This window comes from Coprococcus eutactus, assembly GCF_025149915.1.
In the GTDB taxonomy this organism is placed as follows: Bacteria; Bacillota; Clostridia; order Lachnospirales; family Lachnospiraceae; genus Coprococcus; species Coprococcus eutactus.
Genome location: NZ_CP102278.1, coordinates 1,902,997 through 1,925,565 on the forward strand (window position 1 = coordinate 1,902,997; position 22,569 = coordinate 1,925,565).

22 protein-coding genes and 2 pseudogenes are annotated in these 22,569 nt (G+C 43.4%); 5 read left to right on the forward strand and 19 right to left on the reverse strand.

All coding sequences use genetic code 11. From position 1 onward, the window contains the following. Positions 1 to 126: 126 nt before the first annotated feature. The 8 genes from NQ536_RS08175 to NQ536_RS08205 form a co-directional block, all read right to left on the reverse strand. Positions 127 to 1,260 carry a hypothetical protein gene (locus tag NQ536_RS08175; protein ID WP_022058676.1) on the reverse strand — a complete coding sequence of 378 codons (1,134 nt, stop codon included), beginning with the start codon at positions 1,258 to 1,260 and terminating at the stop codon, positions 127 to 129. Beyond that, positions 1,260 to 2,066, reverse strand: a complete 807-nt coding sequence (locus NQ536_RS08180) for a helix-turn-helix domain-containing protein (RefSeq protein ID WP_004853833.1) — start codon at positions 2,064 to 2,066, stop codon at positions 1,260 to 1,262. Before NQ536_RS08180 ends, NQ536_RS08175 begins: the two co-directional genes overlap by 1 nt. A 170-nt stretch (positions 2,067 to 2,236) precedes the next feature. Continuing rightward, on the reverse strand, positions 2,237 to 2,944 hold the full coding sequence (locus tag NQ536_RS08185) for a zinc metallopeptidase (RefSeq protein ID WP_004853832.1): 708 nt from the start codon (positions 2,942 to 2,944) through the stop codon (positions 2,237 to 2,239). A 111-nt stretch (positions 2,945 to 3,055) separates the two neighbouring features. After that, the gene (locus NQ536_RS08190) at positions 3,056 to 4,066 is read right to left on the reverse strand and encodes a GH25 family lysozyme (protein WP_004853830.1); all 1,011 of its coding nucleotides are present in this window, start codon (positions 4,064 to 4,066) and stop codon (positions 3,056 to 3,058) included. A gap of 130 nt (positions 4,067 to 4,196) precedes the next feature. Next, a complete protein-coding gene (locus NQ536_RS08195) occupies positions 4,197 to 4,520 on the reverse strand; it encodes a hypothetical protein (protein ID WP_004853829.1) in 324 nt (107 codons plus the stop codon). Between the two features lie 556 nt (positions 4,521 to 5,076). Further along, entirely contained in the window at positions 5,077 to 5,283 is a 207-nt protein-coding gene (locus tag NQ536_RS14020; protein WP_004853828.1) for a helix-turn-helix domain-containing protein, read from the reverse strand. A gap of 426 nt (positions 5,284 to 5,709) precedes the next feature. Then, complete coding sequence (locus NQ536_RS08200) at positions 5,710 to 6,720, reverse strand: GGGtGRT protein (RefSeq protein ID WP_004853826.1); 1,011 nt, start codon at positions 6,718 to 6,720, stop codon at positions 5,710 to 5,712. 29 nt (positions 6,721 to 6,749) lie between these two features. Continuing rightward, positions 6,750 to 7,451: an iron-sulfur cluster assembly scaffold protein gene (locus NQ536_RS08205; RefSeq protein ID WP_004853825.1), complete on the reverse strand. Its 702-nt coding sequence runs from the start codon at positions 7,449 to 7,451 to the stop codon at positions 6,750 to 6,752. A gap of 344 nt (positions 7,452 to 7,795) precedes the next feature. Between NQ536_RS08205 and NQ536_RS08210 the strand changes: the two genes are divergently transcribed. Further along, positions 7,796 to 8,716, forward strand: a complete 921-nt coding sequence (locus NQ536_RS08210) for a PHP domain-containing protein (RefSeq protein WP_004853823.1) — start codon at positions 7,796 to 7,798, stop codon at positions 8,714 to 8,716. Positions 8,717 to 8,855: 139 nt separating this feature from the next. On the opposite strand, the gene yajC is transcribed toward NQ536_RS08210, so the two are convergent. The 3 genes from yajC to NQ536_RS08225 all read right to left on the reverse strand — a co-directional run bounded on the left by yajC (position 8,856) and on the right by NQ536_RS08225 (position 12,364). Continuing rightward, positions 8,856 to 9,227 (reverse strand): preprotein translocase subunit YajC, encoded by a 372-nt coding sequence (gene yajC / locus NQ536_RS08215; RefSeq protein WP_004853822.1) that lies wholly within the window; start codon positions 9,225 to 9,227, stop codon positions 8,856 to 8,858. Positions 9,228 to 9,307: 80 nt separating this feature from the next. Further along, complete coding sequence (gene tgt, locus NQ536_RS08220; protein WP_004853821.1) at positions 9,308 to 10,441, reverse strand: tRNA guanosine(34) transglycosylase Tgt; 1,134 nt, start codon at positions 10,439 to 10,441, stop codon at positions 9,308 to 9,310. A gap of 255 nt (positions 10,442 to 10,696) precedes the next feature. Beyond that, positions 10,697 to 12,364, reverse strand: a complete 1,668-nt coding sequence (locus tag NQ536_RS08225) for a S1C family serine protease (protein WP_227909641.1) — start codon at positions 12,362 to 12,364, stop codon at positions 10,697 to 10,699. 198 nt (positions 12,365 to 12,562) lie between these two features. Here NQ536_RS08225 and NQ536_RS08230 point away from each other — a divergent pair, with 198 nt between their 5' ends. The 4 genes from NQ536_RS08230 to NQ536_RS08245 are packed head-to-tail and all read left to right on the forward strand — an operon-like array spanning position 12,563 to position 15,649. Beyond that, entirely contained in the window at positions 12,563 to 12,835 is a 273-nt protein-coding gene (locus tag NQ536_RS08230) for a hypothetical protein (RefSeq protein ID WP_022058680.1), read from the forward strand. Position 12,836: 1 nt separating this feature from the next. Continuing rightward, complete coding sequence (locus NQ536_RS08235) at positions 12,837 to 13,499, forward strand: ATP-binding cassette domain-containing protein (RefSeq protein ID WP_004853818.1); 663 nt, start codon at positions 12,837 to 12,839, stop codon at positions 13,497 to 13,499. A 29-nt stretch (positions 13,500 to 13,528) separates the two neighbouring features. After that, complete coding sequence (locus NQ536_RS08240) at positions 13,529 to 14,644, forward strand: ABC transporter permease (protein ID WP_004853817.1); 1,116 nt, start codon at positions 13,529 to 13,531, stop codon at positions 14,642 to 14,644. A 9-nt stretch (positions 14,645 to 14,653) separates the two neighbouring features. Further along, positions 14,654 to 15,649 carry a hypothetical protein gene (locus NQ536_RS08245; RefSeq protein ID WP_004853814.1) on the forward strand — a complete coding sequence of 332 codons (996 nt, stop codon included), beginning with the start codon at positions 14,654 to 14,656 and terminating at the stop codon, positions 15,647 to 15,649. Here the strand turns inward: NQ536_RS08245 and NQ536_RS08250 are convergent. The 8 genes and pseudogenes from NQ536_RS08250 to rsxC all read right to left on the reverse strand — a co-directional run bounded on the left by NQ536_RS08250 (position 15,600) and on the right by rsxC (position 22,485). Then, entirely contained in the window at positions 15,600 to 16,220 is a 621-nt protein-coding gene (locus NQ536_RS08250) for a YigZ family protein (protein WP_004853813.1), read from the reverse strand. The genes NQ536_RS08245 and NQ536_RS08250 overlap by 50 nt on opposite strands. Further along, positions 16,217 to 16,684 (reverse strand): transcriptional regulator NrdR, encoded by a 468-nt coding sequence (nrdR, locus tag NQ536_RS08255; protein ID WP_004853812.1) that lies wholly within the window; start codon positions 16,682 to 16,684, stop codon positions 16,217 to 16,219. The genes NQ536_RS08250 and nrdR overlap by 4 nt, the downstream gene beginning before the upstream one ends. A 190-nt stretch (positions 16,685 to 16,874) precedes the next feature. Beyond that, positions 16,875 to 17,660, reverse strand: coding sequence for an RnfABCDGE type electron transport complex subunit B (locus NQ536_RS08260; protein ID WP_004853811.1), 786 nt, complete (start codon positions 17,658 to 17,660; stop codon positions 16,875 to 16,877). A gap of 12 nt (positions 17,661 to 17,672) precedes the next feature. Continuing rightward, positions 17,673 to 18,245: an electron transport complex protein RnfA gene (locus NQ536_RS08265; RefSeq protein WP_004853810.1), complete on the reverse strand. Its 573-nt coding sequence runs from the start codon at positions 18,243 to 18,245 to the stop codon at positions 17,673 to 17,675. Positions 18,246 to 18,772: 527 nt separating this feature from the next. Beyond that, positions 18,773 to 19,504 (reverse strand): annotated as a pseudogene (gene rsxE, locus NQ536_RS13945) (electron transport complex subunit RsxE); the annotation flags it as partial. Beyond that, a complete protein-coding gene (locus NQ536_RS13950) occupies positions 19,504 to 20,166 on the reverse strand; it encodes an RnfABCDGE type electron transport complex subunit G (protein ID WP_306801014.1) in 663 nt (220 codons plus the stop codon). The pseudogene rsxE and the gene NQ536_RS13950, both read right to left, overlap by 1 nt. A 48-nt stretch (positions 20,167 to 20,214) precedes the next feature. Further along, positions 20,215 to 21,147: pseudogene (locus tag NQ536_RS13955) on the reverse strand (RnfABCDGE type electron transport complex subunit D); the annotation flags it as partial. 12 nt (positions 21,148 to 21,159) lie between these two features. Continuing rightward, positions 21,160 to 22,485, reverse strand: coding sequence for an electron transport complex subunit RsxC (gene rsxC / locus NQ536_RS08285; RefSeq protein ID WP_004853807.1), 1,326 nt, complete (start codon positions 22,483 to 22,485; stop codon positions 21,160 to 21,162). Between the last annotated feature and the right edge of the window lie 84 nt (positions 22,486 to 22,569).

Below are 22,569 nucleotides of genomic sequence, written 5' to 3' on the forward strand. Positions count from 1 at the left end.
CTATATTTTGTGCACTATAACACAAAAAGTCCTGTGAATATGTTAGTTTTTGCCACTTTAACCATTCTATCACAGCAAAGTTGCAAATACTATCACCAAATTCACAAGACTTTTTTATGCATATTTCTATTTTATATTCAATTTTATATCTAATTTCATACATTCCAGATATGTTTCCGTATCCATCACGTCAGAATTGGTATATGAATGAGCTGATATGGTATATATCTGCCCTTCTCCAATATCGCAGTACGCTTTGAAGTTATATTCAACGATCACACTTCCATCATCACACCAGTTCTGTGCAAAATAGCTGTAATAATAAAATACCCTTCCATCCATCTCCCTGCTTCCACAGTTCTGAGGCATGGCATGGTCATTCTTCGCATAGGAATCGACATACTCTTTCAACGATTCATCATCCGTAAGCAACGCTGAATAATCTTCTATAGCTATGTATAAATGTGTTTTTCCAGAATCCGACTCATAATATGCTGAATCCAAATCTGAATCATCTTTTCTCAAATAACCATACGGAAGTCCATACTGAACAGTACGGCATGCACTGGTTAGGGTGTCACTGTCTGCATAATTTTCCTTGTTCTTCAGCGCAGTTGCAGAATAAATGATCTTGCCCGTATCGTCATCCGGCTCATCAGTCGACTCACCAGCATCCATCAGCTCCTGTATCCACGCAGATGACTTATCATACATCGCTTTTCGTTCCGCCTCTGTCATATCATCCATATCTTTATTGTAATTTATACAGATAAACAATCTGTCACCTTTATAATCAGGTGTAAGTAATATCTGCATATACTCACTGTAGTCTGTTGTCTCATCATCAGACTGCTGCCTGAGCGCATATTTTATATAATCTCTGTCCGCGGAATTATACTTTTCAGGATCTGAGTCAACCTCAAACCCGGCTGATCTGCCGGCATCCATCCTCTCATCTTTCGTGTCCCAGAAATCATCCAGAGTCTTTTCCTGATGCAACACCTGTATCCGATGGCCTGTATCAGTATCCAGAAATACACCGTTTTCTGTAACCATAACCAACTCATACTGACCACAGGAAAACTTTATCCCATCGTATACTACATACTCTTCACTCTCATCTGTTTCTCCATACCTTGTAACATCTCCCGCACCATGTCCCCAGGTTATCACACCCATGAACCACAGTGCTGTGATGACGACCAGCACGATTCCTGCGATCACACATGAACTCCGTATATATTTTCTCCTGCTATCCACTATACCTTCTCCTGTATATCACTAATTGCTCTCTCTATATCCCTCTGATGTTCCTTTGTCAGCTCTATTCTCAGAGAAATAAACATTGCCAGAAATATAAGTGCCAGAACGCACGGTATCACAAATGTACTTATGTCATGATCCACATTTGCCAGTTCGCCATCGTCATCTATATATCCGGGCAGTGTGTCCCCAGCTCTGATTCCCTTTGCATCTATCCACATCAGCCTGTGTTTGTCGTCAAGATCGTCATTCAGATATGACACATCAGCCAATGTGTACTGTGCATGAACCTTGTCCACATGCATCAAGACTTCATCACTGTGCTTCCATGCATTCTGAAGTATAATGACAAAGCTTACCACAATACAGAACACTGCCAGAGCCGCAGCTGCATACATAACCACACGCAGCCCACCATGACTGCCAATTCTTACTGTATGCTTCTTGCTGTCACTGCTTTCCTTATCACTGCCTTCCTTGTCACTGATCTCAGATTCTATATTGTCAGTTACAGTCTGGTTGTCACCCACATCTGACACATTTACCGGATCATTGGGAATCTCCACTCTCTGCTCTGCTTCCATCACAGGTTCCTCATCCTGTTCCACACCATTTACAAGTTCATCCAGGCTCAGCCCGAACATTCCGCATATATCCACCAGTTTGTCAAGGTCAGGATAAGCTTTGTCAAGTTCCCACTTGGACACTGCCTGTCTGCTGACGCCTATCTTATTGGCAAATTCCTCCTGGCTCATGTTCATTTTCTTTCTATATTCCAGTATTCTGCTTCCTATCTGTACCATCTGGCATATCTCCCACAATATCACTCTACAATATATATGTATTTGCACACCTACTCTCACGGCGCACACATGAAATAAGTATATCACCTTGTGCCAATTAAAAACAGCCCTATGCAGGCGATATACAAAGAATATATCTGTCCCGCACAGGGCTGTTATTTTGATATTATTTAGTTATCATCTCTGCTATTTCGAAGTATTACAAGTCGTAACAACTGAAGTGATACTGACACCATAGCTGCCACATATGTCATGGCTGCCGCCTTGAGTACGCTCTTTGCCCCCTTCAGCTCATCTGGGGCAAGATAACCACTATCTCTTATTATCTGGATCGCTCTCCTTGATGCGTTGAACTCAACCGGAAGTGTCACTAACTGCAGTATCACCACCAGCGAGAATAACAGGATTCCAATTGTCATACAGAAATTCAGTCTCGGTATGATAAGTCCGATCAGAACCAGAGGCCAGGCAAATGATGAACCAATATTCGCCGCTGGTATAATCGCGGATCTGACGGTCAGTGGTACATAATGTCTTGCATGCTGTATCGCATGGCCACACTCATGTGCCGCAACTCCTATGGCCGCTATCGATCTAGAACCGTACACCTTATCAGAAAGGTTGAGGGTGTGTTCCCGCGGATTGTAGTTGTCCGTGAGATCTCCCGGTATATGATGTATCGACACATCAGTTATCCCTGCATTTCTGAGTATCATATAAGCTACCTGATCCGCTGTATATCCAGACCTCGATATCACGTGCTCATACTTCTTGTATGTCGTCTTGACCTGTGCAGATGCTATAAAACACACCGCCACGCCTATGAGTACCAATATATATGTCGGATCGAAATAAAAACCAAAATATGGCATATCCATCACCTTTTCCTTTCATGTATTTATTATCTTTTTCGTTTACACTATCCTATATTATATGCCACTTCCCGTCAACATATATGGACAATACTTCATGCAAATTTCATTTTTATGTTATTTCCCCAGAAGTTCATTTACTCTCTTCTGCACCTTATCATATTCATAGCCCGATTTCTTCAACCTGTTTTTTCGATCCTCGCCATTTCCCCAATCTCCGGCTATCACCTCTCTGGCTATCTCGTCAATTGATTTCTTCTGCGAAGCTTTCACTATAGCGTTCACCTTCTCCTGAACTTTATCGTAATCATATCCCGCCGTTTTTAATCTCTTTTTTCGATTCTCGCCGTTCCCCCATCTGCCCGCTATGACTTCCTTCGCGATCACATCTATGCTTTTCTTTTTTCTATTCTTATTATTCTTGTTATTCTTATCATTACTTTTCCCGCTATTGCTGTCAGAGCCTTTCCCTTTCGTTTTTCCATTATCACTGTCAGTCTTTATCGCAGCACATTTTCTCCATGTTGCTTTGTCTATATAAGACTTGTTCAGATCAAGATTTCCTTCATACCCCGGAAGCCGACCCACAGAAGTGTACTGCCTGATAGAACAATCATACTGCCCCTCATTCCACGGATGCTCCTGATATCCAGTCTGCTCATAATCAGGATACTGAGCGACCCACAGCCTGTAGCCAAGATTTTTCACATTATCCATGGCACTCTTCTGAATATATATCAGCGGTTTTACCCTGGTTTTTCTGTACACATAATCGCACCACTCCTTGCACCACGCCCTATCGCTCCTGCCAAACTGTGGATTGTTCTGTCCCTCCCAATCTAGCACGAGTATGGCTTTGCCCACATATTTCTTACTGTATGCAAGGAAATACTCAGCCTCACTGTGGGGATCGCCACCATTTGCATAGTGGAATGCCCCCAGAAGTTTTGCCGCTTTCATCGCCTGGTCACAGTGCTTTGCAAAAAATCTGTTCTTGTAGTCCGTGCCCTCCGTCGCTTTCACTATCACAAAGTCACAAGGCACCTTGGTTATATCTATAGTATCCTGCCATGCTGATATATCTATACCATCCATGTATCCTTTTAACGGAGTCTTATTAGAAGCCATAAAATTGTCTCCTGAATTCTTTTGTCTGTATATAATATTCCAGACATTGAATCAAGAGACAAACTCATGATCATTATTCCTAATCTATACATCTTTGTACCGCATTACATTTGTTGTAGCCATGTCACCTTTATTCATGCCACTTTTCCTTATCTCCGCCCTTGTAAAACCGCTTAAATATCGATATCAGGTAGTCCCATCCCCGGGTACATATAATCGCAATGACAAATGCCCCGAAAAACGCAGCCACAGGATAATACCACGCAAATGCTATGTGATAGAATGATAGTCCAACAAAAAGCCCCACCTCACACACAATGACACTGGTGATCAGAACCTGAAAAGAGGTAGGGATCTTCTTCAGCACTCCTACCTCTTTCGTAAATTCCGTTATTACCGATATCAAAGTGCAAAGAACCGCAACAACTACAAGATATACTGCGAATCTGTCCATGCGTATTCACCTCCTTGTCCATGATATAGTTTAATGTATTCCGGAAGGTGGTATGTGGTTATAAAATATTATTGTGTTCTTAAATCACATTGACTATAATTTTGATATAACTTATACTGTAATTACAATTTTATACATACAATTTGTAATTCTTTTTAAATTAAACCTCGCATTAATGCGGGGTGTTTTACGTTATATGGGAATCTCCAAAATGTATATATACATATAGTAAAATTACTTCTGTAATAAAATAGAATAACGTATTTAACTAGGCAGCCGAGGGGTGTTACACCATATCCGTTCGAGTCTTGGAAGGGAGTGGTGCCTTATGAGTACATATGAGGAATTTATGGTTTTACTTACCATTGCAATACTTATTGTAACTATTCTGAATAATCGAAAGTAAGAAAAAAACACCTCAGCCGGCTAAGCATTGAGGTGTTTTATCTTAAATAGCTTTTCACCGGACGGATAGGAAGTATCTATCGCTCGGCTGTCTTGTTAAGTATATTATACAATATTTTAGACGTTTGTCAAAAATAAATGACCTCCTTGTTTATTTCAAATGGATTACATATTCTTTAATTTCGCTTGGTTGGACATGGAGATACTCGCAGATACGGTTTAATGTATCTGTTTTGAATATTTCACTTTTGCTGATTTTAGACACAACATTTGCACTTATCCCAGTATCTTTGCACAGTTGTGTCTTTGTTATTTTGCGTTCATTTAAAAGTGTGTCAAGTTTATAATATACTATCATGTATTCCGACTTCCTTTTATATGTTCAAAGATAGCATATTATTTGACTTTCTTCATGAAATTAAATACTAATGCACTCTTAAAATATATTTACGTACTTGTGACCGTCTACACTTTATGTAGGTGCATTAAAAGGGTAATTTGACGTTTACAGCGAATACGTCTTATGCTCTACAGGAAAATGAATCATTCAATATAGAGCTATCATACACTCTTGAAAGTGATATTGTATTCACTTCTGATGTATATGGATATATTGATGCAGATTATGTTATTACAGTCAATGAAGTCTACATTAAAAAACTTTGTAGACTTCTCGTAGACATTTGCATAGTATGAACGTGTAGACTAGAAAAATCAACAAAAAATAGAGAGCCTTTAGATCTCTCTAAAAGCCCTCTAAACCGTTTAAATACTAGGTTTTTATTTAGAACTTACCAGCGTTAGCTGCTTCCTCAACAGAAACCGCAACTGCAACTGTAGCACCAACCATAGGGTTGTTACCCATTCCGATAAGTCCCATCATCTCTACGTGTGCTGGAACTGATGATGAACCAGCGAACTGTGCATCACTGTGCATACGTCCAAGAGTATCTGTCATACCGTATGAAGCAGGACCTGCTGCCATGTTATCTGGGTGAAGTGTACGTCCTGTACCACCGCCTGATGCTACTGAGAAGTACTTCTTACCCTGCTCGATACACTCCTTCTTGTATGTACCTGCAACTGGATGCTGGAAACGTGTAGGGTTTGTTGAGTTACCTGTGATAGATACACCAACATTCTCCTTGTGCATGATAGCAACACCTTCCTGAACATCGTCAGCGCCGTAGCACTTAACTGTTGCACGGATACCATCTGAATATGCCTTCTCGTATACTACATTGAGCTCAGCCTTCTTGTAGTCATACTTTGTCTCAACATATGTAAATCCATTGATTCTTGAGATGATCTGAGCTGCATCCTTACCAAGACCGTTAAGGATAACTCTAAGAGGTTTTTTACGAACCTTGTTAGCCTTCTCAGCGATACCGATAGCACCCTCAGCTGCTGCAAATGACTCATGACCTGCTAAGAAACAGAAGCACTCTGTCTCCTCCTCAAGTAACATCTTACCAAGGTTACCATGTCCAAGACCAACCTTACGATGATCTGCAACAGAACCTGGTATACAGAATGCCTGAAGACCCTCGCCGATAGCTGCTGCTGCGTCTGCTGCCTTTCTGCATCCCTTCTTGATAGCGATTGCTGCACCTACTGTGTATGCCCAGCAAGCATTCTCAAAACAAATTGGCTGAATACCCTTTACCTGATTGTAAACGTCAAGTCCAGCGTCCTTTGTGATCTTCTCAGCTTCTTCGATTGAGCTGATTCCATAGCTGTTAAGTACAGCGTTTATCTGGTCTATTCTTCTTTCATATGATTCAAATAATGCCATTGTCTCGTTCTCCTTTCCTCTTTTTCCGACTACTCTTTACGTGGATCGATGATCTTAACAGCGCCCTGCTCTGGCTTAACACGTCCATATGAACCTGAAGCCTTCTCCCAAGCTGTGTTAGGGTCATCACCCTTCTTGATAAAGTCAGTCATCTTTCCAAGAGAAACGAACTGGTATCCGATAACTTCGTCATCTGCATCAAGTGCGATTCCTGTTACATAACCCTCTGCCATCTCAAGGTAACGAACACCCTTAGCCTTTGTTGCGTACATTGTACCAACCTGTGAACGAAGACCCTTTCCAAGATCCTCAAGTCCGGCACCAACTGCAAGTCCATCATCAGAAAATGCACTCTGTGTACGTCCGTATACGATCTGAAGGAATAACTCTCTCATTGCTGTATTGATAGCATCGCACACAAGGTCAGTGTTGAGAGCCTCAAGGATTGTCTTACCCTGAAGGATCTCAGCTGCCATAGCTGCTGAATGTGTCATACCTGAACATCCAATAGTCTCAACAAGAGCCTCCTCGATAACACCCTCTTTTACGTTAAGTGAAAGCTTGCAGGCACCCTGCTGTGGTGCACACCAGCCTACACCATGTGTAAAACCAGAGATATCTTTGATTTCCTTTGAGTAAACCCACTTTCCTTCTTCTGGAATAGGAGCTGGCTCATGCTTTGCACCCTTTGCTACAGGGCACATGTTTTCAACTTCCTTAGTGTAAATCATTGTGAAACTCCTTTCAAAATATGAATTCTTAAAAGCGGTTTCGAATTCTCTAATTCAAACCATCAGTGGTATTTTCTCACAAAACACCCTTGAAGTCCATAGCTTATTGAAAAAATTTGTCGCATTTACATGTACTTTATCAAGTACACACATTCTTATTGATAATTTTTTTGATAACTTTTCAAATACTTTTCAAATCTTCTATATGACCTTGAACATCACATCCCCAATATTATAAAATAACCCTGTAATAAAATACGTGATGCGCTGTGATATGGACTTGTATTATAAATGACAATTTGTCTGTAGCCATTACGCTCACAGCAATATCAGGGAGGTCAACCATGAGATTTATAGATATGCATCTTCACACTACAGCATCAGATGGCTCCTGCTCACCGTCAGAGGTCTGCCAGCTTGCAATAGATAAGGGGCTTGCAGCAATAGCTATCACCGATCACGATACCATTGACGGAGTTTCCGAAGCCATCTCATATGCTAAGCACCACAACGCCTCACTGCCATCTGAGGTAGTCCCCAACACCAAGGAAAATGGATCTGCATTTTCATCCAGTGGCGATCGTCATATAACAGTTGTTCCAGGAATAGAGATGTCCGCAATTTACCACGGCGTAGAGATCCATATACTGGGTTTTTACATGGACTACACCGATCCGGAGCTCATATCCCGCCTGGCAGCTATCAAGCAGGCACGCTATGACAGAAATGAGGCAATGTGTGCCCGTTTCCGCGCAGATGGCATAGACATGACAATGGAGAGACTTCAGCATGGCAACCTTGACACTGTCGTAACCAGAGCACATTTTGCAAGGATTCTGATAGCAGACGGCATATGCCGTGACATGAATCAAGCGTTTAAAAAATATCTCGGCAAAAAATCTAAGTACTACATACCTACCCCGGATATTCCAGCCGATGAGGCCATAGAACTTATAAACACATACGGAAAAGCTGCATTTGTCGCGCATCCGCTCCTGTACGGATTCGGATACAAGCAGATAGAAGAAATGCTCGAAGAACTTAAAACCTGCGGTCTTGCAGGTCTTGAAGTCTATCACTCCTCCAACAACTCCTATGAATCCGGCAAACTCAGGGAAATCGCCAGAGCCCACGGACTCCTAATATCCGGTGGTTCCGACTTTCACGGCGCAGCAAAGCCTGACATATCTGTCGGCAGCGGCAGGGGCGGACTCAGGATCACAGAAGCGGTATTCCACGACATTAAGAACTACTGTCAAAAGTAGCTCTGCACTAAAACATAAAAAGGTAAGAGGACCTGATCAAACATTGACCAGATCCTCTTACCTTTTTATGTTTTATGCTATCCATGATTGAATCATTGATCGAATCATCGATAATATCATCAGATATTAAAAACAAAAATTATTTCTTGCTCTTGTCATCCTCTGACTCAACTGCACTGCCCTGCTTCTCAAGTTCAGCAACTGCACTCTTGTGCATTGGAATACGGCAGTTCTTATTGTTTCCAAACTCAACTATGATAGTTGTATCATCAACAACGTCAAGTACTGTTCCATAAAATCCGCTTGTTGTCATGATATTATCACCCGGTTCAATACGTTTCTGCATATCCTGTGTCTTTGCCTGCTGCTTCTTCTGTGGTCTTATCATAAAAAAATAAATGATAGCACCAAATACAACAACATAAACAATTATGATCATAATATTAGCACCGCCACTGGCACCTGATGCACCTGAAGATGCATTTGACAAAATAGTTGAAAGTGAGTTCATTCTCTAGTCTCCTTCTTAATTATTTACAGTCAGATATATGCTTAACACATAATCACTATATATCCTAACATATATTCTACCTACTGTTCTCCACCAGCAAGGCTTTCAAGCATCGATTTCTTATATGACTGATATCTTCCTTCTTCAATAGCCTCTCTGATTTCTTTCATCATATTATTATAAAAATACAAATTATGCAAGACACAAAATCTCATCCCCAACATTTCATTTGCTTTTAAGAGATGTCTTATATACGCTCTGCTGTAATGCTGGCATGCCGGACAGCCACATCCTTCCTCTATCGGTCTGTCATCTGTCTCAAATCTTGCATTCTTGAGATTAAGTTTTCCATGCTTAGTGTATACGTGGGCATGTCGGCCATTTCTTGATGGATATACACAATCAAAGAAATCCACTCCTCTGTCCACTGCCTCAAGAATATTTGCAGGAGTTCCAACGCCCATGAGGTATGTCGGTCTGTCCTCCGGAAGATGTGGCACAGTGACATCGAGTATATGATACATCTGCTCCGCAGACTCTCCAACGGCAAGCCCGCCAATCGCATATCCCGGAAGGTCAAGCTCGCTTATCCTCTTTGCATGATCAATTCTGATATCATCATATATCGCCCCCTGATTGATTCCAAATAAGAGCTGATTCTTGTTTATGGTATCTGGAAGGCTGTTAAGTCTCTCCATCTCATTCTTGCATCTTACAAGCCATCTGGCAGTTCTCGCAACCGAATTCTCCACATACTGTCTGTCCGCTAGTGCAGGGGCACACTCATCAAATGCCATCGCTATAGTAGATGCCAGATTGGACTGTATCTGCATACTCTCCTCCGGTCCCATAAATATCTTTCGTCCATCGACATGTGAGTTAAATGTAACTCCTTCTTCCTTTATCTTCCTGAGTCCAGCCAGTGAGAAGACCTGAAATCCGCCTGAATCGGTAAGTATCGGCCTGTCCCAGTACATAAACTTGTGCAGACCTCCCATCTGCTTTACTATCTTGTCTCCAGGTCTCACATGAAGATGATATGTATTTGAAAGCTCTATCTGGCAGCCAATATCCTTTAGGTCGGTGGTTGCCACCGCACCCTTTATGGCCGCAGCTGTACCCACGTTCATAAACAGAGGTGTCTGCACTGTTCCGTGTACGGTCTGAAATTCAGCTCTCTTTGCTCTTCCGTCTTTACAAAGTATCTTGTACATTTTATGTAAACCTTTCTTTTAATGTCGCATTCCACCCACATTCGGGTGGTATTTAATGCCCACCAGTATCTTTTTATGTGGGCGCAGTTATCCTGTCATATAATGCACCATTTTAACTAAATTTGCAAGCGCATACTTCGCCGCGCTGCCACATAACTAAAACGGCACCTGTAATTTCACTTACAGATGCCGTTATCTCAATCTATAGGCTTTCAGTTCTGTTAGCACCGTGCTAAATCACCACTGAATTTTATCTTACTGTTTCTCCTGCAGTGTCGCTGTGGTTGTCTGCTTTTCATAGTTACCATTGTTATTTCTGTAGTATACGATGGTTACCTTATCGCCCGGCTTACAAGCAACTATCCTGTCATGGAATGTATCCATATCTGCTATGTCCTCACCGTCAAGGCTGCAAATGATATCACCTGACTGAAGTCCGCACTCCTCTGCTGCTGATCCCTGCTCTACTGATGAGATGTAAACGCCCTCTGGCATATTTAGCAGCTGTGAATACTGGCTTGTTATTGTCTGTGCTGAAATTCCAAGGTAAGCCTGGCCTGATGCTGTTCCGTCACTTGCCACCTTCTTGCCTGCTATAAGGTCATTGATGATGTCCTGTATGTCTGAGATAGGAAGTGCATATCCCATGCCTTCAACGCTTGTATCTGAATACTTTGCTGTATTTATACCGATAAGTTCTCCCTGCATATTTACAAGAGCACCGCCACTGTTACCAGGGTTGATGGCCGCATCTGTCTGAAGAACCTTTACTGTCTCATCCGATGCGCTGATCTCTCTGTTGAGTGCGCTTATATATCCAACTGTCACTGACTGTCCATATCCAAGTGCATTTCCTATAGCCACGCAAGGATCACCTACTGAGAGGTCATCCGATGAACCTACCTGAATCTCCTTTATCTCATTCAAAGTGTCATCAGATATATCTGCAAGCTTAACTGTTACAACTGCTATATCATTGTTCTCTACGTATCCCTTTACCGTTGCATCTGCACTCTTGTCATTGACAAATGTTACAGACAATGACTTGGCATTCTGTACTACGTGATAGTTTGTTGCAAGATACAGATACTGGTCATCCTTTCCTATAATGATTCCTGAACCAGCTCCTGTTGACTCCTGCTGATATGAGTTGAACCAATAGTCATATGTTGTCACATATGTACCTGTGATAGATACTATAGACGGCATGACCTTCTGGGCAACTGTTGCCACATCATAAACTGTGTTTGTGGCATCCGATGACGCCTGCTTGAGCTGCGGTGCATTGTTCTCGGTAGTTGCATCTGCGCTCGCTTCAGTAGTCGCGCTGTTCTTGTTCAGCATCTTATCTGAGCCATATCTGACACCCTGGAATACAACTCCGGCAACCAGTCCGAAAACAACTGCTGCCGCTACGACTCCGGCTACCTTCTTGCCAACCCCGCTCTTCTTTCCGCTGTTCTTCTTTGGCTTAGGCTGTTTCTCATGCTTGTGTGAAGTCTCAGTCTTGTGAGGCACCGACTGACTTCCCTGTCCATATCCACCCACATTATTTTCTGGATTCTGATATCCGGCATTCATTCTCTGGCTGTCATACCAAGCCTCCATGCCATTTACATTTCTCTGAAATCCCGAATACGCTGTATTCTGTGTACCACCCTGTACATTTGCTGTTTCACGCATATTCTGTGTCTGGGCACCCATTCTCTGCTGTGAAGTCTCTCCTGCAGGTCTGTCAAATCTTGCATCACCCTTATTGTTCATATAACTGTAATGATACAGGCTATCCTGCTGCGTTCCCTGACCAGTTTGCTCTGGATGCATGTTCTGACTGCTCTGAGTATTCTGTTCCGGCTGTGTGCCACCGGCTGAAGCATTTGAAATATTTTCGCCGTTTATCTGATTTCTGTTGTCCTGTTCCATATCTATCATCCTTTCACATATTTGATTCTTGACTAATGCTTTCTATAATTTTTATCTTCGTGGGATTTATTTCCCTATCTCTTTCTTACAGTTGATACTATACGCATTAAATGTGTCATATTTGTGTCTTTAATGTTTTAATTCTGTGCACAAATGATATATACTAATCAAGTAATAAAAATTACAGGAGGACAACATATGTTTAGAGTATGGGGAAAGCTCATAAAGGACAACCGTCTCTTAAAGGATACTGTCATATGCATAAATGATTACGAAATGACGCGCACCCACAAGGTATACAAAGCCCTTGAGGATATGTGTTATGAGTTTGATCTGGCTAAGCCTATCTGGCTGAAAAAGAACAAGGATGAGTTCATACAGAATGCCAGAACAAGATTCACAGCCGACAATTTCGTTGAGGATATAGATTTCGATTATCTTGATTTTCACGTCATTGAGGAGGAATACTAAAATGTTTTATGTTTCCTCGATAAATAAAAGCTACGGAAAAAACAAGGTCCTTACCGATATATCTCTGACTGTGGAACCAGGACAGTGCATTGCTCTTCTTGGAATCAATGGTTCTGGCAAATCAACCTTGCTCGGAATTCTCGCCGGCAGCATAAAACCGGACTCCGGGAGCTTTGGATTTGACACTCCTGCCTCCACAGCCCTTCTACCACAGGACAATCCACTTCTTCCCGAGCTTAGTGCCCTTGACAATATCAGATTGTGGAATCCGGGAAGCAAGCGATCCGTACTGAATGAACACAACATGAGCATATGCCGCAGTCTCGGTGTTGATACATTTCTTGACAAGCGAGTGTCCAAGTTATCCGGCGGAATGAAGAAGCGTCTGAGTCTAGCCATCACTATGATGTCAGATCCTGATCTTCTGCTTCTCGATGAACCACTGGCATCCCTTGACCTTCTCTGCAAAAACGGTATTCTGAGATATCTGCAGTCATACACTGCATGCGGAGGAAGTGTTATCATCGCAACACACGAGACATCGGCTCTGGATATCTGTGACCAGATATACACTTTAAAAGGAGGTCACATCCGCCTTGCCCTGGACAAGAAAACAGATCCTGACGGATTTGCCTCTGATACTTATTTGAAACTTTTGTACTGATCCATCGTCAGCTTTATCAAAGGAGTACTATGTTTTTCAGACTCATAAAAACTGATTTCAAGAGAATAACCGGTTACGGAATATACATGATAATTGCTGCATTTGTCATCATGTCTGTGCTTCTTGGTCTTGCCATAAAGGCTGATGATATACTCTATTCCGATGATGATCAGGCTCCACTTAACATCGGCATTGTTATGAGCGCCGACTCAAAAATGGCGCGCATGGCTTACTCAACCATAGAGGACATGGACAGTTACCGCACATCATGCGTGTTCACTGAAATATCCGACAAAGGCACAGCTTTATCGATGCTTGAAGATAAAAAGTTGTTTGCAGTGATATATGTTCCCGACAATATAATAAGCGACATCATGGATGGCACAAACACGCCCGTGGAGGTATACTACTCCGACATGCACTCTATCAACACATTTGTGTTGAACGATCTTTTCCGTTCCACATCATCAATGCTCGGAATATCACAGGCTGCAATATATTCTGTCCAGGCAATAGGCAGAGATATGGAGCTTCCAGCAAAGATGCAGGAGCAGCTCAGCAATGATATCAACGCTATGTTCCTAAGCCAGGTATTAAACAGGGCTTCTACATTTGCTGTAAATGAGATAAATGCAGTACGGGCAGTCAGCACAACCACCTTCTACACATGTGCCGCTGTTGTTCTCATGATGATGCTGAGTGGTTCCGTATTTATCCCGTTCATAATTGATATACCGAATTCATACAAAACCCGACTGCGTTCATACGGTATAGGAGCTGCCAGCAGGACTTTCAGCAGCTTTTTATCCGTATTTACCTGGGAGTATCTGCTTTATATGACTGTATACACCGCCTTGTCTGCCGTATCTATTTTCACAGATCAGCTTCAGATCCACATGACTGCTACCGGATCGTTGTTCGGACTTGCCGTATCAGTCCTTGTCACACTGTTAATAATCATCGCATGTTTTGTACCTGCCGGAACAAACGGATGCGTTCTTTTTCTCACCGTGACAGCCATGATACTTGCATACCTCAGCGGATTTTTTGTGCCGGAGGCCATGCTTCCAAACTTTGCTAAAGAGTTTTGCCAGCTATCTCCATTTAACAGACTTGTCCATTTTATGTGTCAATACTTTTCATAAGGAGGGTATATGAAAAACCTTGTGCAGATCAACATACTGATAAAGAGAATGCTTTGCAGACCAGCCATGATAGCTGTTTTGATGCTGATACCTATGGCTCTTATACTTGTCCACGCATTGCCTGAAAAAAAGCAGTCCACCGAGATCGTCTCAGGTATATTTATCGAGACGCCGGACGAATATACTGACTCTTTCACCGGCTATCTGTACAACACCGCAACCGGATTTACATTTCAGCCATATGAGTCTCTGCCTGATATGAAAGATGATGTGGCATCCGGTAAGCTTGACGCAGGATACAGTTTTCCCGTAGATTTCAGCCAGGCTATGATCCATATGGACACAAATGTCAAAGTAGATGTCTACACCTCTGCTGGAAGTTCATTTGAAAACGTTACATGTGAATCAGTCTACGCGGCACTTCTCTACGCATATGCCGCTGATATGTCCATAAACATGCTGGGAAATCGATATATATTCGATACAACCAGCATTGATATAGAAGACCGTGCAGACAAATTTATCAGGGAGCGCTTCAACGGATATATAGAAAACGATGACATTTTCTCCATAAGCGGAGGTCTTTCAGGCAAATATACATCCCCTGACAAGATCGTTCCAAACAACTTTCCTGCCGAACTGCTGATCTACATGACTATATTTATCTGCGCACTGCTGGGTACCCAGAACTATCTTAAAGATTTAGACAACGGTGTATATTCGAGCCTGCCCGGATATAGAAAACTATCCTTTTGCACAAAAAATATAGCAGCTGGAATAATTCCCGCTGCTATCATGAGTTTTATATCTTTGATCATATATATGAGTTATGCCAGCATTTTGTACATAACGGTGCACATAGCTGTAGTATCTGTCATTAGTCTCGCATCTTCCATGCTGACCGGTATGATACTCAGGCGATATAAGGTATTCACAATTGCCATGCCGTTTGTCATCATCTGTACTCTTCTCCCGTTACTTCTAGCACAGCTCTCGCAGATGTAGACTCAGTTATCTGCTTTTCTAAACGGCCATACTCGTCAGCCGGAATCGCGATCTTGAAACACACATCCATAGTGTAATCTGTTCCGTCTATAACTGCCTGGCTGTTGCTCAGAAGATATTGTACTTTCCCAGAATCATTATAATTCGTAGTGATACTCACCAGCTTCATGAGCTGCATCGTATGAATACCGGCATCTGCCAGTGCTAGCTTCGCCGCTTCTGTGTACGCCCTCACCAAGCCACCTGTTCCGAGCAGCGTGCCTCCGAAATATCTTGTCACGACTATGCATATATTCACCACCTGATTTCCGGTTATCACCTCAAGTATAGGCTTTCCCGCCGTCCCCTGTGGTTCACCGTCGTCCGAAAACCTGAGAAGCGTATTCTCGCTTCCTATGGCAAATGCAAAGCAGTTGTGTCTCGCATCATAGTGCTGCTTCTTTATCCTTTCAACAAAAGCATATGCCTCTTCTTCTGTGGAGACAGGTACTGCATATCCGATAAATCTCGACTTCTTCTCGACTATCTCGTCCTGTCCCTCGCTGATTATAGTGTTGTATGTTTCTGTCATCGCTTCTCCGAATTGTTTGTGAGCAGTTTGCCGAGCTCATCCATAAATGTATTCACATCCTTGAATTCTCTGTACACCGATGCAAATCTTACATATGCTACCTGATCGAGGTCCTTTATCTTGTCCATGACTATCTCACCTATGGTCGTGCTCTCTATCTCCCTGACTTCCATATTAAAGATGGTGTTCTCTATATCATCTATACACTTTGTGACAGCCTCCGCCGACACCGGTCTCTTGTGACATGACTTTATGACTCCTGACTCTATCTTTGAACGGTCATATGTCTCTCTGTTCTTATCCTTCTTGATGACTATGAGTGGTATGGTCTCAACCTTCTCATATGTGGTAAATCTCTTGCCACACGCATCACACTGTCTTCTTCTTCTGATGGCACTTCCATCCTCCGCTGGTCTGGAATCAATGACCTTGGTATCATCTGCTGAGCAAAATGGGCATCTCATATATTATATTCTCCTTACGATATTATAGTGCAGACGCATTAGAGGCGCTTCGCGCGGCGTCTGCTTCATCGTAAGAAATCTCCCACCTTGCGGCGGGTCCTTCTTACGATTAATGTGCAGACGCATTAGAGGCGCTTCGCGCGGCGTCTGCTTCATCGTAAGAAATCTCCCACCTTGCGGCGGGTCCTTCTTACGATATGATTTTAACTGGGCACTTGTCTTTGCATACGCCACAATTTGTACATTTCTCTGGATCGATGTGGGCAAGATTTCTATCCATGGTGATGGCTCCAGCCTCACAGTTTCTTGCACACAAGGTACATCCGATACAACCTGCGCTGCAGGCCGCCTTGACCTGAAGTCCCTTGTCGTGGGAGTTACATCTGACAAGTCTCTCCGCATCGTATGGAACAAGCTCTATCAGATGTCTTGGACACTCTGTAACGCATTTACCGCACGCCTTACACTTCTCCTTATTAATTACAGCAATTCCGTCTATAATGTCAATAGCCCCGAACTCACATACCGCTTTACAAGATCCATATCCTGTACATCCGTATGTACACGCCTTCGGTCCACTGTTCGGATTATTCTGAGCCAGCTTGCAGTCTCTAGGTCCCACATATTCGTACACATCTTTTGCCTTCTCACAGTCCCCTGCGCACTTGACAAATGCCACATACTTTGTATTTTCAGCGTTTTCCACGCCCATGACCTCACTGATCTTTGCCGCTACAGCTTCTCCTCCGACGGGACATGCCGATGGGGGCATCTCACCTTTTGCAATGGCTGCTGCCAGTCCGTCACATCCAGGATATCCACATCCTCCGCAGTTATTTCCCGGGAGGAGCTCCCTTACTGCTATTTCTTTCTCATCTACTTCTACCTTAAATTTTTCTCCTGCGACACCCAGAAGGATACCTATCACAATACCTACGCCTGCGACAACTGCCACAGCTATCAATATTCCTGTCATACCGCACCCTCCTTATATCAATCCTGAGAAACCAAAGAACGCGATCGCCATGAGGCCTGATGTGATGAGAACTATAGGTGTTCCCTTAAACGACTCAGGTATAGGGCTATGCTCAAGTCTCTCTCTTATTCCTGCAAGTATCACTATTGCGACGGTGAAGCCAACCGCAGATCCGCATCCGTTGATGGTGCTCTCCAGTATGCCGTAACCACTCTGTACATTTGAAAGAGCGATACCAAGAACCGCACAGTTTGTTGTGATAAGTGGAAGGTACACTCCGAGTGATTCATACAGCGACTTTACCTTCTTCTTGAGGAACATCTCAACAAACTGCACAAGTGCTGCGATCACAAGGATAAACACTATGGTGTTGAGATACTCAAGACCGAATCTTCTCAGTATTCCGTAATACACAACGCTGGTGACAAATGATGCTATAGTCATTACAAATATAACCGCCGCTCCCATTCCTGTCGCAGTGTTGACACTCTTTGACACTCCAAGGAAAGGACACAATCCAAGGAACTGGCTGAGAATAACATTATTTACAAGTGCTGCTCCGATAGCTAACAATAAAATATTCATTATCTCCTACCTCCCTTTCCTTTTTTCTTCTTTATATGAGCCATTGTCTCCTTAAGCTTTATATCTGAATCATTGTTCTGTGAATCATCAGACATCTTATCGTCCTCGACATCCTGATTTGATTCATCTGGCTTATCGGACTCCGGTTGAGACTGATGCAAATCTCCCGGCTGTGCCTGTGGCTCCTCTGGCTGTCTTTCCGGCTGAGCCTCCTGCTCCTGGACCGACTGGGAAGCCTTTTCTACATCCTGCACTTTCTCCGGCTTATCTTCCTTTTTATCTGCCTCGGCATGTTCCTTAAGCATCTTTCCTGTAGCGTTAGGGACAAGCTTTATATCCGCCAGAACTGACTCTCTAGTCGGCGCATATGGGCTGAGTCTCGGCTCTTCCCTATGAGCATCCTCCGTCTTATTATCTGCTACAGATGTCTTTTCATCCTGCTTAACCTGCTTTGTATCCCCTGAGGCTGCTGCCTTTGAAGGTGCCTCGGCTACATTTAAAGAAACCTCTGATGTCAGCTTTCCGCAACATGCCGCATTGATACATCCAGCACATGAATTAGGTCTGCATGCTTCCGGTATCTCCTGTCCATTTGCCAGAGCCTCGGCTGCCTTCTTTGCATTTCTTCTATTGATAAATGCAATGATAAACGCAAGCACGAAGAACGCTCCCGGTGCAAGTACAAATATCGTTATCGGTGTGTAAAGGCTGAGCACATTGCCGATCCCCTTTACTATTCCTGATGAGCTCTGAAGCCTATTGCCGTCACCAAGTATCTGGAATCCGAACACACAGCCCTTTCCGACAAGCTCTCTGAACATTCCTATGAGCGTAAGTCCAACTGTAAATCCAAGTCCCATTCCAAGTCCATCAAATATAGATGGAAGAACCTTGTTCTTGGAAGCATATGCCTCGGCACGTCCAAGGATGATACAGTTTACAACTATAAGTGGTATATACAGTCCAAGGCTACTGTTGAGTGATGGCAGGTACGCCTGCAGCAGGAACTGTATGATAGTAACAAATGAAGCTATGATAACTATAAATGAAGGTATTCTGACCTTATCCGGTATAACCTTTCTGAGTGCAGAGATCATGAAGTTGCTGAGCACTAGAATACATGTGGTCGTAAGTCCCATGCCCGCACCGTTGATGGCAGATGATGTGACCGCAAGTGTTGGACACATTCCAAGCATCTGTACAAAGGTCGGGTTCTCTTTCACAATACCGTTATATAAACGCTCTGTACATTTTCCCATTACTTGTCACCTCCATTCGATGCATCCGTTTCATCCAATGCATTTGACGGATCCGCAGCTCCGCCATTAATTGACTTCACATACTCAAGGCCTGCATCCACAGCATTTGTGACAGCGTTAGTCGTGATCGTTGCACCGGACAGGGCATCTATCTCCTCATCCACAGTGGCACCGGACTTGGTGTACTTGAATTTGTCAACTTTCTTTCCTGCAAACTGTGACTTGAAGCTGTCCGTGTCAGCCTCCATTCCAAGACCTGCTGTCTCTGAAAGTGAAAGGAACGATATTCCATTTGTGGTTCCATCGGTCCTGACACCCATTGCAAGTTGGAGATCACCGCTGTATGCCTCATGAGATGTCACTGTCACTACATATCCAAGTACTGATCCGTCACTGTTCTTCGCCTCCACAACTTCGTCAATATCTGCATTGTATCCGGCATCCTTTAGAACCTTTGCAGCCGCATCGGCATCAAAGTCTGAATAGCTGTCAAATGAATCCGCATCACCAAATACTGCCTTGTATGCCTCCTCCTTCGCCTTCTGCTCTGTCACAGCTATAGGATCCTTAGTGACCTTATATACATATGCCAGTGCAAATCCGGCTATAACCGTGATAATCATGATCGCTATAGTCGCTATGATTATAGACCTTGTATCCATCTTTGACTTTGTTCCAGATGTGTCTCCCTGGGCTGCAAGCTCTGCGCCCTCACCGAAACTCTTTGGCTGCGTCCATCTCTCGATTAGCGGAACAAGAAGGTTTGAAAATATGATTGCGTACGATACACCCTCGGCAGAACCGCCATATATTCTAAAACAGAATGTGAGTATACCGAGTATAACACCAAACACTACCTTACCTGCCGGTGTTATCGGTGATGTGACATAGTCAGTTGCCATGAAGAATGCACCTAACATCAAACCGCCACCACACAAATGTGCCGCAAGGAATGTCAGATCAAATCCTCTTCCCGATGCAAGCGCATATATCATAATGAGAACTGCAAATGTTCCTATATATGTAAGTGGTATAACTGGCTTTATGACTCTTCTTATCAGAAGATATGCCGCACCTACAAGAATACATACAACTGATGTCTCACCTATTGTTCCGGGTATGTTTCCAAGGAACATGTGAAGTACGTTTACATTTGCAAGATCTCCTGTGTTCTTGAGAACCGCAAGAGGTGTGGCTGTTGTAACTCCGTCATACGAGAAAGATGTCATTCTTCCTGCAAATGATATGAGCAGGAAGCATCTAGCACCCAGTGCCGGGTTCATGAAGTTGAATCCCAGTCCGCCAAAGAGCTGCTTTACTATAATGATTGCAAATGCACTTCCAAGTATAGCCATCCAGATTGGTACATCCGGTGAGAGGTTCAGTGCCAGCAAAAGTCCTGTCACAACAGCGCTGAGATCGTATATTGTCACCTTTCTGTTCATCATCTTCTGATACAGCCACTCGAACAGCACGCATGAAACCACGCATGTGAGTATGAGTATCATGGCATTGATCTCAAAGTTGATGATTCCAAATATGGTTGCAGGGAGCAATGCAATGATCACATCCCGCATAATGCTCTGTGTACTTCGCTTATCTCTTACGTGTGGAGATGACGAAATCTTAAATGTATTATCCATTGTTGGCACCTCCTACTTTTTTTTATTTGCTATTATAGATTTTCTTGTTCCGGCAATGGTCTGTGTCAGATGTCTCTTGGCTGGACATACATATGAACAACATCCGCATTCACAGCACTCCATTCCGTTGTGAGCGAGGAAACCATCGGTATCTCCGTGCTCAGCAAGTGAAGCAAGCAGTGAAGGCACAACTCGTCCCGGACACACATCAACGCAGCGTCCGCACCTTATACAATTGCTAGGTTCAAGCTCTGCCACCTCATCATGCGTCATGCAGAGCAGTGCTGACACACCCTTGGTTGCCGGCACATCTAGAGAGAAAAGGGCTTTTCCCATCATAGGTCCGCCCGAAATGACCTTCTCTGGAACCACACCGTCCTTGAAGCCACCCGCAGCCTCTATGAGTTCCTGACAGTTCGTTCCGGTCCTGACCATAAGGTTACACGGATTCTCTATGGCATCACCTGTTATTGTCACTATTCTTGAATAGAGAGGTCTTCCCTCTACGACTGCCTCATATATGGACACTATCGTGTCTACGTTGTGCACTATACATCCGGCATCTGCAGGAAGCATCTTAGAGTTGACATATCTTCCCGTGTTGGCATATATGAGCTGACGCTCGGCACCCTGGGGATACTTGGTCTTCATCACATGAACTTCTATCTTGTCATTGTCCTTGACCTTGTCCGACAGGATTGCGATAGCCTCCGGCTTGTTATCCTCTATTGCTATGATTCCCTTTGCATGGTCAAACAGATTTATACATATCTCCAGTCCAAGAATGAGCTTATCTGGCTCCTCCAGCATTCTTCTGTAGTCTGATGTGAGGTATGGCTCACACTCTGCACCATTGACTATTATGTAATCAATCGCATCCTCGTTCTTAGGGGACAACTTGACATTTGCAGGGAATCCGGCACCGCCCATTCCTACTATACCAGCCTCCTTTATGATCTCCTTTACATCCTCTCTGTACAGACTGGAGAGATCCTTGACGTTCGCAGCGAAGTCTATCTCCTCAAACTGACCATCATTTTCCACTACTATAGATTCTACCTTTGATCCTCCAGGTACATATCTCGGTTCAATAGCCTTGACTGTGCCCGATATGGATGAATGTATATTTGCAGACACGAATCCGCTGGCCTCAGCGATCTTCTGGCCAACCAGGACCCTGTCCCCCTTCTTTACTATAGGGGTTGCTGGTGCTCCAATGTGCTGACTCAGCGGATACACGCAATCGCCCTTCGGAAGGTATTCTCTGACAGGCTTTTCCATTGACAATTCTTTGCCTTCATATGGATGAATTCCGCCCAGGAATGTTAACAAACCCATGTTCTACCTCTTTTCCTTGTTTATTTTTTAAAAAATCTTTATCTATAATAACGCTTTAAGGTCTCAAAAACAACCTAAACAGAC

What these genes read in the sequence shown, in the direction of transcription:
- rsxC (WP_004853807.1), bottom strand. Translation starts at nt 22,485, where the DNA reads ATGGGTTTGTTAACATTCCTGGGCGGAATTCATCCATATGAAGGCAAA.
- yajC (WP_004853822.1), bottom strand. Translation starts at nt 9,227, where the DNA reads ATGAACTCACTTTCAACTATTTTGTCAAATGCATCTTCAGGTGCATCA.
- NQ536_RS08260 (WP_004853811.1), bottom strand. Translation starts at nt 17,660, where the DNA reads ATGACAGGAATATTGATAGCTGTGGCAGTTGTCGCAGGCGTAGGTATT.
- NQ536_RS14020 (WP_004853828.1), bottom strand. Translation starts at nt 5,283, where the DNA reads ATGATAGTATATTATAAACTTGACACACTTTTAAATGAACGCAAAATA.
- NQ536_RS08205 (WP_004853825.1), bottom strand. Translation starts at nt 7,451, where the DNA reads ATGATTTACACTAAGGAAGTTGAAAACATGTGCCCTGTAGCAAAGGGT.
- NQ536_RS08180 (WP_004853833.1), bottom strand. Translation starts at nt 2,066, where the DNA reads ATGGTACAGATAGGAAGCAGAATACTGGAATATAGAAAGAAAATGAAC.
- NQ536_RS08230 (WP_022058680.1), top strand. Translation starts at nt 12,563, where the DNA reads ATGTTTAGAGTATGGGGAAAGCTCATAAAGGACAACCGTCTCTTAAAG.
- NQ536_RS13950 (WP_306801014.1), bottom strand. Translation starts at nt 20,166, where the DNA reads ATGGATACAAGGTCTATAATCATAGCGACTATAGCGATCATGATTATC.
- NQ536_RS08185 (WP_004853832.1), bottom strand. Translation starts at nt 2,944, where the DNA reads ATGGATATGCCATATTTTGGTTTTTATTTCGATCCGACATATATATTG.
- NQ536_RS08200 (WP_004853826.1), bottom strand. Translation starts at nt 6,720, where the DNA reads ATGGCATTATTTGAATCATATGAAAGAAGAATAGACCAGATAAACGCT.
- NQ536_RS08210 (WP_004853823.1), top strand. Translation starts at nt 7,796, where the DNA reads ATGAGATTTATAGATATGCATCTTCACACTACAGCATCAGATGGCTCC.
- NQ536_RS08245 (WP_004853814.1), top strand. Translation starts at nt 14,654, where the DNA reads ATGAAAAACCTTGTGCAGATCAACATACTGATAAAGAGAATGCTTTGC.
- NQ536_RS08235 (WP_004853818.1), top strand. Translation starts at nt 12,837, where the DNA reads ATGTTTTATGTTTCCTCGATAAATAAAAGCTACGGAAAAAACAAGGTC.
- NQ536_RS08250 (WP_004853813.1), bottom strand. Translation starts at nt 16,220, where the DNA reads ATGACAGAAACATACAACACTATAATCAGCGAGGGACAGGACGAGATA.
- NQ536_RS08265 (WP_004853810.1), bottom strand. Translation starts at nt 18,245, where the DNA reads ATGAATATTTTATTGTTAGCTATCGGAGCAGCACTTGTAAATAATGTT.
- NQ536_RS08225 (WP_227909641.1), bottom strand. Translation starts at nt 12,364, where the DNA reads ATGGAACAGGACAACAGAAATCAGATAAACGGCGAAAATATTTCAAAT.
- NQ536_RS08190 (WP_004853830.1), bottom strand. Translation starts at nt 4,066, where the DNA reads ATGGCTTCTAATAAGACTCCGTTAAAAGGATACATGGATGGTATAGAT.
- nrdR (WP_004853812.1), bottom strand. Translation starts at nt 16,684, where the DNA reads ATGAGATGCCCATTTTGCTCAGCAGATGATACCAAGGTCATTGATTCC.
- NQ536_RS08240 (WP_004853817.1), top strand. Translation starts at nt 13,529, where the DNA reads ATGTTTTTCAGACTCATAAAAACTGATTTCAAGAGAATAACCGGTTAC.
- NQ536_RS08195 (WP_004853829.1), bottom strand. Translation starts at nt 4,520, where the DNA reads ATGGACAGATTCGCAGTATATCTTGTAGTTGTTGCGGTTCTTTGCACT.
- tgt (WP_004853821.1), bottom strand. Translation starts at nt 10,441, where the DNA reads ATGTACAAGATACTTTGTAAAGACGGAAGAGCAAAGAGAGCTGAATTT.